This window comes from Austwickia chelonae, from assembly GCF_003391095.1.
Taxonomy (GTDB): Bacteria; Actinomycetota; Actinomycetes; order Actinomycetales; family Dermatophilaceae; genus Austwickia; species Austwickia chelonae_A.
This window is the reverse complement of the sequence record NZ_CP031447.1, coordinates 1139285-1151709: the sequence shown is the minus strand read 5'-3', so window position 1 is coordinate 1151709 and position 12425 is coordinate 1139285. Positions and strand designations below refer to the sequence as shown.

11 protein-coding genes are annotated in these 12425 nt (G+C 61.1%); 1 reads left to right on the top strand and 10 read right to left on the bottom strand.

Annotated elements, in window-relative coordinates; genetic code table 11:
• Positions 1–90 precede the first annotated feature (90 nt).
• From infC to hisD, 8 genes are all read right to left on the bottom strand, one after another.
• Positions 91–732 carry a translation initiation factor IF-3 gene (gene infC / locus DX923_RS05075; RefSeq protein WP_240322761.1) on the bottom strand — a complete coding sequence of 214 codons (642 nt, stop codon included), beginning with the start codon at positions 730–732 and terminating at the stop codon, positions 91–93.
• Between the two features lie 367 nt (positions 733–1099).
• Positions 1100–2287 carry an MFS transporter gene (locus DX923_RS05070; RefSeq protein ID WP_116113157.1) on the bottom strand — a complete coding sequence of 396 codons (1188 nt, stop codon included), beginning with the start codon at positions 2285–2287 and terminating at the stop codon, positions 1100–1102.
• A gap of 85 nt (positions 2288–2372) precedes the next feature.
• Entirely contained in the window at positions 2373–3161 is a 789-nt protein-coding gene (locus DX923_RS05065; protein ID WP_162872791.1) for an SseB family protein, read from the bottom strand.
• On the bottom strand, positions 3158–3907 hold the full coding sequence (gene priA / locus DX923_RS05060) for a bifunctional 1-(5-phosphoribosyl)-5-((5-phosphoribosylamino)methylideneamino)imidazole-4-carboxamide isomerase/phosphoribosylanthranilate isomerase PriA (RefSeq protein WP_116113154.1): 750 nt from the start codon (positions 3905–3907) through the stop codon (positions 3158–3160). The genes DX923_RS05065 and priA overlap by 4 nt, the downstream gene beginning before the upstream one ends.
• 60 nt (positions 3908–3967) lie before the next feature.
• A complete protein-coding gene (gene hisH / locus DX923_RS05055) occupies positions 3968–4615 on the bottom strand; it encodes an imidazole glycerol phosphate synthase subunit HisH (RefSeq protein WP_116113152.1) in 648 nt (215 codons plus the stop codon).
• Positions 4616–4724: 109 nt separating this feature from the next.
• Positions 4725–5348, bottom strand: a complete 624-nt coding sequence (gene hisB, locus DX923_RS05050; RefSeq protein WP_116113151.1) for an imidazoleglycerol-phosphate dehydratase HisB — start codon at positions 5346–5348, stop codon at positions 4725–4727.
• The gene (locus DX923_RS05045) at positions 5345–6514 is read right to left on the bottom strand and encodes a histidinol-phosphate transaminase (protein WP_116113149.1); all 1170 of its coding nucleotides are present in this window, start codon (positions 6512–6514) and stop codon (positions 5345–5347) included. The genes hisB and DX923_RS05045 overlap by 4 nt, the downstream gene beginning before the upstream one ends.
• Entirely contained in the window at positions 6511–7947 is a 1437-nt protein-coding gene (gene hisD, locus DX923_RS05040; RefSeq protein WP_240322760.1) for a histidinol dehydrogenase, read from the bottom strand. The genes DX923_RS05045 and hisD overlap by 4 nt, the downstream gene beginning before the upstream one ends.
• A 101-nt stretch (positions 7948–8048) precedes the next feature.
• On the opposite strand from hisD, the gene DX923_RS05035 reads away from it, so the two are divergent.
• Positions 8049–8906 carry an ABC transporter permease gene (locus DX923_RS05035; RefSeq protein ID WP_116113147.1) on the top strand — a complete coding sequence of 286 codons (858 nt, stop codon included), beginning with the start codon at positions 8049–8051 and terminating at the stop codon, positions 8904–8906.
• A gap of 230 nt (positions 8907–9136) precedes the next feature.
• On the opposite strand, the gene DX923_RS05025 is transcribed toward DX923_RS05035, so the two are convergent.
• Both DX923_RS05025 and DX923_RS05020 read right to left on the bottom strand, forming a co-directional pair.
• Complete coding sequence (locus tag DX923_RS05025; RefSeq protein WP_116113145.1) at positions 9137–10123, bottom strand: SPFH domain-containing protein; 987 nt, start codon at positions 10121–10123, stop codon at positions 9137–9139.
• Positions 10124–10244: 121 nt separating this feature from the next.
• Positions 10245–12383, bottom strand: coding sequence for a S9 family peptidase (locus DX923_RS05020; RefSeq protein WP_116113143.1), 2139 nt, complete (start codon positions 12381–12383; stop codon positions 10245–10247).
• Between the last annotated feature and the right edge of the window lie 42 nt (positions 12384–12425).

Sequence of the window (12425 nt, the reverse complement as noted above, 5' to 3'; positions counted from 1 at the left end):
GCGCCGACTCTCCTTCGTCGTACGTCCTGACACACCGTTGCGTGACAGGGGTGAGTGGGCAGGAAAACCGTGACCTGCGTCAGTCCGGCCTCATGCCCCAGAGTTGGGGGACCCGGTAGCAGCTGCCACCGGAACGCCTTCTTCCGAGACCTCGGCAGGCGTGTCCACGGGCTCCTGGGCGCTGTGCTTCTCAGGACCACGAGCTGCGTTCTTCGCAGCCTCAGCGTCGTCACGGCGCTTGCGCTGCTCCGCTTTGGCCTCGGCCTTCTTCTTGGTCGGACCGAGCACCATGATCATGTTGCGGCCGTCCTGCTTCGGTGAGCTCTCGACGAAGCCGAGCTCGGTGACATCCTGGGCCAGACGCTGCAGTAGACGGAAACCAAGTTCGGGGCGGGACTGCTCGCGGCCACGGAACATGATTGTGACCTTGACCTTGTCACCAGCTGACAAGAAGCGGACGACGTGTCCCTTCTTGGTCTCATAGTCGTGAGGATCGATCTTCGGACGAAGCTTGATCTCCTTGATTACCGTGTTGACCTGGTTCTTCCGAGCCTCACGGGCCTTCAGGGCAGCTTCGTACTTGTACTTCCCGAAGTCCATCAACTTTGCGACCGGGGGTTTGGCCATCGGTGCCACCTCGACCAGGTCCAGATCCGCCTCTGCGGCGAGTCGCAGGGCGTCCTCCACGCGGACGATGCCGACCTGCTCCCCATTAGGCCCGACGAGCCGCACTTCCGGGACGCGGATGCGGTCGTTGATGCGCGGTTCGCTGATGGTGCGCTCCTTCTCTCAAACTGCTTAGTTATCAGGGGCGACGCACACAGAAAGGGCCTCCCGCGTCCGTCGTATGCGAGAAGCCCAGCTCACCTTCCAGAAGAAATCTCACCCGCCCACGAGCAGCCATGCTGCAGCGAAATGACATCTACTCCTGCCACAGGGGACAGGAAACTTCCAGATCAACCCGTCGACTCTGGAGCCGAAGCAGGTGGAAGCGGCTGAGCCGACCTCTCTTCTTCTCGTGTCGAATGCCTAACAGCGCACGACACGATCTTCTGCAGCAGGATATCAGTCAGAAAGCTTTTTCAGCGAATCATCCTCGTCAGCTCGAAGCAGCCACATAGCCACGACGGCGAACCCAGGACGCCACCATCCCCAGCACTGCGATACCCGTACTCGTCAGCGCCACCGCCATAAAACCAGCACCGAAGCCGCCCCGGTCGATCGCCACACCAGCTATCGGAGCGCCCAGTGCAGAGCCGATCTGCAGGAAAGAAGCATGCCACCCCATTGCTTCTCCCCGAAAACGCTCTGGAACAACCTGAGTCAGCTCGTCCACCATCGCTGTTGTCGTCGGCGCGCACAGCAGGCCAGCCACGACAACCAATGCAGCGAGCGTGGCCACGTCACGGGCCCATGCCACCGGAAAAGTCACCGCGCCCAAAGCCAGCAAAAGCCATAACGACGGTATCGGCCGAGAAGACAGCCCATAAGCCAGGCCTCCTACCAAAGATCCGACACACCACAAGGCCAGCACCCATCCCACCTGCGCAGTACGTTCCCATTCCCGCATTGCAGCGACCACTGCGATATCCGTGCCGGACAAAGCAATTGTCGTCGCCGCTGCCACCATGCAGATCACTGCAACCTTCGGAGTGAACCACTGATCGAGACCATCCCCCGAAGCAGAAGAAATTTCCTGCTCTGATCGGGTACTACGCAACGGAGGATCGACCCACCACATCACCAGGCCAGCGCCAACTCCGGCGAGCCCCACCCCGCCCAAGACCTTGCCGGTGTCCCACGCAGTAGCTGCCCAAACCCCGAGCAAGGGCCCCAGCATGAACGAAATCTCTACCGCCACAGAATCCATCGCCAATGCCGTGCGCCGATCCCGATGAGGAACAGCCGCAATCACCGCCTGCCTAATGATGGAAAAGGACGGAATCGTGAACATCCCAGCGAACAAACACAGCGCCAACAGGGAAATGTAATTCAGATGAGGTGCCACCGACCAACAGACCATCAACACCACGAGGGAAGGCCAGACCGTTCTACGCAAGCCAACCTTGTCCAGTAGTCGGCCACGCCAGGGACCAGAAAGCGCCACCCCTGCGGTCAGGAGCATCGTCGCGACCCCAGCTTCGGCGTAGGAACGCCCGATCGCCACCACATGCAGGGTCAGAACAACACCACAAGCAGCCACCGGAGTCCGAACCAGCAAGCCCAACAGCACTGTGATCCCGATCCGGCTCTCCCGCAGAACACGGACATAGGGAGTCAGAGGCATACCACCATTATCCCAGCCAGCATGCCGGATAACCCCGGCATTGCCCGGTGATGGAATACACCGCAGCAGAAGCCAAAGAAACTCACTACCCCAGGCGAATGACCTTCACGGACAAGTCATCGATTCGACGGCGGACATCAGGGTCAGCAGACAATCTCTCACCAATTGCCACCAAAGCCGCAGCGACCTGGCTCTCGACGATCCCGGGGAGAATCTCCACCTCTAGCCGAAGCGCGCCCGGAAGCTCGCCCCACCCTTCAACCACCATCACAGCATGTACACCGTGTACGCTCTCTGCAGCATTCGCCGCTGCTCGACACACCACCGGATCCTGATCGGCTGGCACCCAGGCCTCCCCCAATGCCAAGGACCACAACTGGGACATGCGCAGCACCATCCCATGCGAGTCCGCCACATCGACCACAGCGGTGTGACATCCCTCCTCGCTCAAGGCCGCTTCCGCAGCCTGAGCCGCCGTCATCGGCACCGGCCTTGCCCGAGGATCCCAGGAAGCCAATGCGTCAACCCCGGTAAAAAGCGGCAAAGCCTTAGTGCCGTCTGGCGCCATCAGCAGAGCTGTCGCCATGGCACCAACATTCGCTCCACTTCCAGACTCCGGCATCGCCAGCAAGGGAACCACCAAGCGAGATGCCGACAAGATCTCGACTGCTGTCGCTTCGGCCCGAGCACGCTCTGCCATTTCGGCAACACCCACTGCAGCCAGTGCCCTCACCAGCTGCGGATCGGCCGTCCCCTCGTCCCCAGCGAACGGGGAAGGCGACAAAGAGCGGCCTGACCATGGAACACCGTGAGTGTCCGACAGGCTCATCGCGCTTGCTGCCCCCACGCCGCCGTTCTCCAGTCGACGCGTCACTGCACAGTGCCTGCTGTGGCCAAGGCCTCGGGCAGAGAAAAAGCCCCCTTATATAGCGCCGAACCGACGATAGCGCCTTCGACCCCCACCGGTACCAACTCGCGTAAGGACTCGATGTCAGACAAAGTCGACACTCCGCCGGAGGCAATCACCGGACGGTTAGTCCTCGCGCAGACCTCGCGCAGCAACTCCACATTGGGGCCGGACAACATCCCGTCACGCTTCACATCAGTCACCACGTATCGAGAGCATCCTTCTGCATCCAAACGGTTCAGAGTCTCCCAGAGGTCACCGCCCTCGCTGGTCCAGCCTCGGGCAGCCAAAGTCTCGCCTCTCACATCCAGACCGATGGCGACCCGGTCACCGTGCTCGGCGATAGCCCGAGCCGTCCACTCTGGGTCTTCCAACGCGGCAGTGCCGATGTTCACCCGACGGCAACCAGTCGCCAACGCACGATCCAAGGTTTCCTGGTCACGAATCCCACCAGAAAGCTCTACCTGGAGGTCCAAGCGTTCGATGATCGAAGCGATCAGATCGTAATTACTTCCTCGGCTGAAAGCGGCATCAAGGTCCACCAAATGCAGCCATTGGGCGCCCTCCCGCTGCCAACGCATCGCTGATTCATAAGGATCACCGAACTCTCCGCCGGTGCCAGCGACTCCCTGCACAAGTTGAACGGCCTGCCCACCAACGATGTCCACTGCAGGCAGCAGCTGGAGCTCTGTGGATGCAGGAGTGGCAGTCATCTGGGACCTTTCGTTCGACACACGATCAACGCACGGGCAAATCTCGGGGCAAAGCCTCAACTACAACATGCTCAACCAGTTACGCAGCAGATGAGCACCCGCGTCCCCGGATTTCTCCGGATGGAACTGGGTTGCACACAACGGACCATTCTCCACCGCAGCCACGAAAGGCGCCTCGCGTTCAGCCCATGTCACTGTAGGAGCGACCGCAGAGAACGGACCTTCCTGTCGCAATGACCACTCCAAAGCCGCGTATGAATGCACGAAATAGAACAACTCATCCTGCACACCGGCGAACAGTTGACTACCCTCTCCTGGCCTCACGCTGCTCCACCCCATGTGCGGCACTATCGCTGAAGGCAACCGCTGGATCTTGCCAGGCCATTGCCCCAACCCAGGCCGTTTCTCTTTCGAAGGCTCGTCAGACCCCTCGAACATGGCCTGCATCCCCACGCAGATGCCCAGAACCGGGCGCCCCCCTGACAGACGGCGGTCGATGAGCCCCGCTGCGCCCGCTCGGAAAAGCCCCGTCATGCACGCGTGAAAATTACCAACACCGGGCACGACCAGGCCATCAGCCTGGAGTACCTGATCAGGATCTGCGGTCAAGGAGACCTCAGCTCCAACTCGTTGCAGCATCCGCACCGCCGAACGAACATTCCCGCTCCCGTAATCAAGCACCACCACGTGCCTCGAACCAGAGGTCATCGACGCTCTCCTCCACCGTGACAGCGATCGATCGGTGACAGCAGCGCTAGATGCCGCTGTCGCCGAACGGAAGAGAAGGCCCGCGCCTCGGGCCAGGAAAAGTGACGCATCACAGCGACCCTTTCGCACTGGGCACGCCGGTCACCCTCGCATCACGAGACAGGGCTGCGCGCATCGCACGAGCAACCGCCTTGAACTGCGCTTCCACGATGTGATGGGGATCCCTGCCACCCAATACCCGAACGTGCAAAGCGATTTGTGCGTGATGAGCCAGTGTTTCCCAGACATGCCGGGTGAGCGAACCCACAAAATGCCCGCCGATCATGACGTACTGCTGCCCTTCAGGCTCCCCGGTGTGCATGCAGTAGGGTCGACCAGCCACATCGACGACAGCTTGGACCAAAGCTTCATCGAGCGGGACGACGGCATCGCCAAAGCGGCTGATCCCCCGTTTGTCTCCCAACGCTTGAGAGATGGCGTCTCCGAGACAAATCGCCACGTCCTCAACCGTGTGATGCGCATCGATATGCACATCGCCGACCGCCTCGATCCGCAGATCAATCAGGCTGTGTTTGGCGAAGCTGATCAACATATGGTCATAGAACGGAACACCCGTCGAGATCTCCGAAGCTCCCGATCCGTCGAGGTCCACCTCAAGGTCGATACGGCTCTCCAGGGTCTCCCGTCGAATCTGCGCCACTCGAGCGGCGGGCGTGGTTGATGTGTCGCTCATGGGGTCGTCCGTTCTTCATCGGTCTCCGGGAAACACCGCTCGGTCCGCGATGACGAGAGGTATGTCTGCAATGCCTTCAAGAATGCCGTCACCTCGGCAGGCGTCCCTGCACTCACCCGCAGGCAGCCTGGCAGGCCTACATCACGGACCAGAACCCCCTGGTCAAGAAGAGCCTGCCATGCCTCCCCTACATCCTTAAAACCATCAACCAGAACAAAATTGGCATCCGAGGGCACCGGTTTCAAGCCCATGGCAAGAGTCTCGTCGACAATCCGGTCCCGCTGTTCCTTCAGCGCCTCGACTTCAGCCAGCAACAGGTCAGCGTGCGCCAGTGCAGTGCGTGCGATCACTTGAGTAGCCGTCGACAGATGGTAAGGCATCCGCACCAATCGCAAGGCATCCACGAGTGCTGTATCTGCGGCAAGGTAGCCCAGCCGACCACCCGCCAGAGCAAAAGCTTTACTCATCGTGCGACTGACCACCAGACGAGGGCGACCTTGGAGTAAGGAAAGCGCCGATATTGTTCCTGCTCTAGAGAATTCCGCATAGGCCTCATCGACCACGACTACTGCGCAAGGCGCTGCGTCGTAGACCGCTTGGATGACTCGCAGATCGACTGCGGTACCAGTGGGGTTGTTCGGCGAGGCGATCATCACGATGTCGGGGCGGGCTTCCTCCACCTGTCGGACCACGTCCTCCACGCCGAGGTCATGACGACCCGCGCCAGCGACTCCCCGGGACCCCTGGATCCATCTCGTACCGGTACTTAAAGCGTAATTGGGATACATCGAATAGGACGGCACGAAAGCCATCAACGACCGTCCCGGACCCCCGAAAGCTTGAACCACGTGCAGTAGAACCTCATTGGATCCATTGCCCGCCCACACCTGTTCCGGCAGGATCGAAGTACTGCTCGTCCGAGTGAGATAGCTCGCTAAATCCTCTCTCAGTAAAGAGAACTCACGGTCTGGATAGCGATTCAGGGTCGATGCGGCCAGCTCGATGTCTCGAGCCATGGCCCTGGCCACCAGATCAGGTACCGCATAAGAGTTCTCGTTGGTGTTCAGCAGAACGGGCACGTCTATCTGGGGAGCACCGTAGGCCGAACGGTTACGCAGCTCCGGGCGCAGCAGAACAGCAAGTTCCGCCGATGACGAGGCGCTCACTCCTTCTCCTCGGCCCTCGCCCCACCCTGTGAGAGAGAACCCATCATCGACACAGCGGGATCCGATTCGAGAGGCTCTCCTGAAAAATCGGTTTCGTCCGAGATGGTCACTCTCCGCGCCAGGACAGCTTCTCCATGCCCCGGCAGATCCTCGGCTTCGGCCAAACAGACCACACTCTCCGCAACCTCTTCCAAGGCGTCCTTGGTGTATTCGATGAACTGCACCGAACGCAGGAAAGACTGCACCGAAAGCCCTGAAGCATAAGCGCTGGTCCCGCTCGTCGGCAGGACATGGTTAGACCCTGCTGCATAGTCGCCGAGACTCACCGGGGTATAGGAACCGATGAAGACAGCGCCAGCATTGGTCACGAAACGCGCGTCCTGGGCTGCATTCACGGTCTGGATCTCCAAATGTTCAGCACCGTAGGCGTTCACCACCCGCAGCCCTGCGTCAAGGTCGTCGACCAGAACGATCGCCGACTGCCGCCCGCTCAGAGCTTTGACAACTCGATCACGATGCTTCGTCTGTTCCGCACGGCGTTGTACGGCGGAAGCCACCTCATCCGCGAAGGACTCACTTGCCGTGACCAAGACCGAGGCCGCGAGGACGTCGTGCTCAGCCTGGCTGATCATGTCAGCGGCAACATGCTCGGCATCCGCGGTGTCATCAGCCAGGATCGCGATCTCAGTCGGGCCGGCCTCCGCATCGATACCCACCACTGAGCGTAGGGCGCGTTTCGCTGAGGCCACGTAGACATTCCCCGGACCGGTCACCAAGGAAACCGGTTGACATACTTGAGAGCCGTCCTCTTCGCGCGCGCCATAGGCGAACATCGCCACCGCCTGCGCCCCGCCCACTGCGTAGACCTCTTCGACGCCCAACAGTGCACAGGCAGCCAAGACCGTCGGGTGCGGGTATCCGATGAACTCCCCCATGTTCTGTCGTTGCGGAGGGCTCGCCACAGCCAGTGAATCAACCCCGGCGACCTGCGCCGGAACAACATTCATCACCACGCTACTGGGGTAGACGGCCACTCCCCCTGGCACGTACAGCCCCACACGCTCGACCGGCAACCAACGCTGAGAGACCGTTCCGCCTGGAACCACATGAGTGGTGTGCGGTGCACGCATCTGCTCCGCATGTACGATCCGAGCCCTCCGAATCGACTCCTGCAGAGCTGCCCGAACGTCGAGGTCCAGATTTTCGAGAGCAGCGCTCAAGATCTCGGGTGGAACCCGAAGATGAGGAGGCGTGACACCATCGAACCGATGACCGTATTCCCGTACCGCCTCAGCTCCACGAGTGCGGACGTCCTCGCAGATCGGGCGAACGACGTCGAGAGCGTCGTCCATGTCGTAGTCGGCGCGCGGAAGCGCCTCGCGCAGTGCGCGGGCATCAAGTTCCCGGCCGCGCAAATCAATTCGGGAGATCACGAGGTCATTCTAGAAAACGGTCCGGGCAGATCGCCTCGACGACCACGCTCCGGAACGATCCGCCAAGCAGGAGACTTTCCCAGCAGGAGGAGAATACGCAAGTGCCCCTTTTACCCACGGATGCCCTGATCCACCTGGAAGACGGTCCGGACTACCTCCGCCTGCTCCTGGCCGTCTTCGTGCTCGCAGCGTTCAGCGGAGCTCTCCGTTTCTTCTGCGGATTGGGCAACGGCCGCGAAGAGATCCTGGCGGCAGGGCGGGCAACGGTGCAGCTGGGCGCGGTCGGCATAGTGGTAGCCGGAGTACTCGGTTCATGGCCACTGACCTGCCTGTTCATCATCATCATGGTGACAGTGGGCGCGTTCACCGCAGGAAGACGCCTTCGCGTCTCGTCGTGGTGGCCAGCACTATTGCCAGTGGCCTGCGGCGGGCTTCCAGTCACCGCCTTCCTCCTGGCAGTAGGCCTACTTCCGATGCAGACGATCTCGATCATCCCCACGGCTGGCATCCTCATCGGCAATGCCATGACGGCCGTAACTCTGTCCGGTCAGAGAACCCTGGATGCCCTCGAGGAACGTCGAGGACAGGTCGAAGCTGCGCTCGCGTTAGGGTTCCTTCCTCGGGAAGCTGCCCTACTGGTGGCACGCCGCACTGCGAGGCTGGCGCTCGTCCCCGCCCTGGACCAGACCCGAACCGTAGGGCTGGTGACCCTGCCCGGTGCTTTCGTAGGAACTTTGCTGGGGGGTGCTTCTCCGCAACAGGCAGCTGCATTACAACTGGTCGTTCTGGCCGGGATCTTGGCCAGTCAGTCGGTAGCAGTCTTTCTGACAGTAGAACTGGTGTCCCGAGGGGTGATGACACGATCCAAGAGCACCCATCAAGCGAGTCTGGGCCCGCAGTCATTCCTCCGTCTTGCGGGGACGCCCTCGACGGGGGATCGGCGCGCTGATTCGAGGTGATCTGCCCGCCGATTCGAGAGCCCTGCGGAGCAGGATCTCGATCTGGGCGTTGACACTACGGACATCATCGGCTGCCCATTTGGCAACGGCATCGTAAGTCTGCGGATCCAGACGCAGAAGGACCTGTTTACGCTCTGCGCGGGGGGTCACAGTCCTCCCTGATCAACAGTGGGAAAAGTTCGTCCAAAACAAGGTGTGTGCGAGGGCCGACGCGCCCCCGCACACATGACTTAGGAATACAGACTTCCTGCATTCAGGATAGGTGTGGCTTTCTGCTCGGCACAGAGCACTACAAGCAGGTTGCTCACCATAGCGGCCTTGCGTTCGTCGTCGAGAACCACGATGTCCTCTTCTTCCAGCTGTGCAAGGGCTAGCTCGACCATGCCCACCGCTCCTTCGACGATCTGTGAACGGGCAGCCACGACGGCTCCGGCCTGTTGCCGTTGGAGCATTGCGCCAGCGATCTCCGGAGCATAGGCGAGATGGCTGATACGAACCTCCACGATCTCCAGTCCCGCGACAGCAACACGTTGAGCGACCTCATGGGCGAGTTCAGCAGAAACTACATCCGTGCTGCCTCGCAAGGAAGTGCCTGCACCCTTGGGGTCGTCGTACGGGTGAGAGGTAGCCACGTGACGTAGCGCAGCTTCTGACTGCACACGGATGAAGTTGCGATAGTCCTCGACCGCAAAGACAGCCTTCGCGGTATCCGCGACCTGCCAGACCACAATGGCCGCAATTTCGATGGGATTACCGTCGTAATCGTTGACCTTCAGCTCCGAGGTCTCGAAGTTGTTGACTCGTACCGAGACCTTTCTCTGCTTGCACAGGGGGATGAGCATGAACAACCCTGCCCGTCGTTCGGTGCCGATGTACCGGCCGAAGAACTGGATCACCGTGGTCTGTCCCGGCTGAATCACGGTCAGGGTGGTCAACAGGAAAAGCGAGGAACACGCCAGTACTGCTCCGGCACCTGCGAGAGCGCTGTGCCCCTTCGGTAAAGCGTTGAAGAAGAGAGCAGCCCCGGCAACAACAGCGAGGAGCGCCAAGAGCAGACCGAGAAAACCGTTCAGCACCATCGCCTGTCGTTCGGCGACATCGATGCGGATGCCGGCGTGCCCCACCGGAGCGCTGGCGGGCGGTGCGGCCCCCGGCCCGAGAGATGTTGATTCAGGTGACGTTGTCGAGGGGGTCTCAACAGTTTGTTCTGCGCTCACAGCGGCCTCCGGTCATCATCAAGTGATAGCAAAGTGATATCACTTTTTTAGAGAAGAAACCAGAGGCGTGCGGCCGAGGCAGAGAACCGACATCCGCCTCGGCCGCACACCGGGCTACCGGTCAGTCCGTGACACCCACCCGACTCAGCACAAAAGCCGTCTCATAGGCATACTGCCGCCAGGCGTCGTAGCGTCCACTACGCCCGCCATGGCCAGCCACCATCTCGGTACGCAACAGGATCGGCGCTTGACCCTTCACACCCAAGGCGCGTAGACGCGCCACCCACTTAGCTGGCTCAGCGCACAACACCCGGGTGTCGTTCAAACTCGTGGTTGCCAAAATCGCCGGGTAGGAAACCTGCTGCAAATTCTCGTAGGGCGAGTAGCCCTTCATGCAGGCGTAGATCTCCTGATCCGCGGCAGGATTACCCCATTCCTCCCACTCGGCCACCGTCAACGGCAAGGAATCGTCCAACATGGACGTCAAGGGGTCGACGAAAGGCACGTCTGCATGAACGACCGCGAACAGCTCCGGCGCTGCATTCATCGCAGCCCCTACCGTCAAGCCACCGGCAGACCCCCCCTGCAGGATGAGCCTGTCCGGTGCCACCCAACCCCGGTCATGCAGATGCCGCGCACAGGCAACCGTGTCCGAGAAAGTTGTTGGCTTCGCAGTCAACCGACCCTGCTCGTACCAAGAACGTCCCAGTTCGCCCCCTCCACGCACATGCGCAACGGCGAAGACCACCCCACGATCGAGCATCGACAATCGCAGCGCCGAGAACCACGGATCCAGGCTGACCTCATAAGCCCCGTAAGCCATCAGGAAAGCCGGCGCGGTACCATCCGCCTCAACACCTGACCGGCGAACGATCGACAGTGGCACTGCGGTCCCGTCCTCGGCAGTCACCCACTCCCGCGACTGCACATAACACTCCGGACGATAACCGCCCAGAACCTCCTGCTGTTTCAACACCGTCCAGGAGAGATCAGCAACCTGCACCTCAGCCAAAGTCTTCGGCGTAACGAAGGACTCGTAGGCAACACGAAGAGCGCTGGCCTCCCAGGAGGGGTTCTGCGCCAAGGAGACCGAGAACAATTCCTCCTGCGGCGCCAACAAAAGCAGGTCCTCCCACACCGCCATCACCTGGCCTTGGCGACGCGCGAGCTTCAACGAAGGAAGCCCTCCCTCGCGCAGAGAAACCACGACCTGCTCCGCGAAGGCATCCACCCCCAGGAAACGGACCCCTGGACGCGGCGACAGCCAGGGGACCCATTCCTCCTCAGGAGCCGAAGGACGGACCTCGGCCCCTGCAAGTTCCTGCCTGACATTCCAAGGCGCCCAAGAAACTCCAAAATCAGGACTCGTCGCATTATGGGTGATGAACAGACCGTCCCGGTCTGGCTCGACGTCGTATTCCAAGCCCTCCCTCCGGCCCGCCACTGAAACCAGTTCGGGGTGCGAGCAGTCAAGATCTCCCAGCCAACATTCGCTGGTGGTCTTCGACGCTGCCGAGACCACTAGCCAACGCTCGTCCCGCGACTGACCGATCCCCAGCCAGAAGCGCTCGTCCGATTCGGTCAACAGGAGTTCGTCCTGTGCAGAATCAGTCCCCACCCTGTGCAGCCACACTTCATGTGGCCGCCAGGCCTCATCCACTCGCACGTAGACCAGGTAGGACGAATCGGCGGACCAGACCAGCCCGTATCCGACGCCGGTGAGCATCTCGTCGACCACCACGCCGTCACCGATCCGACGCACCACCACATCGAAACGCTCGTCTCCCGAGCGATCCACAGCGAAAGCCACCAGCTCGGTATCCGGGCTGACCTCGCAGGCACTCAAGGCAAAATAATCCGCCCCCGCTGCCTCGATCTCGCCGTCCACCAGCACCTGTTCACCAGGTAGAGGATCTCCCGGCTCCGGGCGAGGCATCGGCTCGCCAGGGATGTCGGCCACCCTACATTCCGCTGCGTACTGATGCCCCTCTTGCGTCCGGGAGTAATACCACCAGCCGCGATATGACACCGGCACAGACAGATCGGTCTCTTTCACTCTGCCTTTGATCTCACCAACAATGCGTTCACGCAGCTCCGCCAGCGGAGCCATGACCTCGTCGGCATAGGCATTCTCGGCCTCCAGGTAGGCACGGAACTCAGGATCGGAGGTATCGGCGAACCACGCGAATTCGTCCTTCACCTGATCGCCGTGCTGTGTGCGGACATCATCGCGGGTCGCGGCCCGGGGCGGCGTAAACATGATCCGACCCTACGTCCAGCACCGGCTCAGCAGCCCGACAGG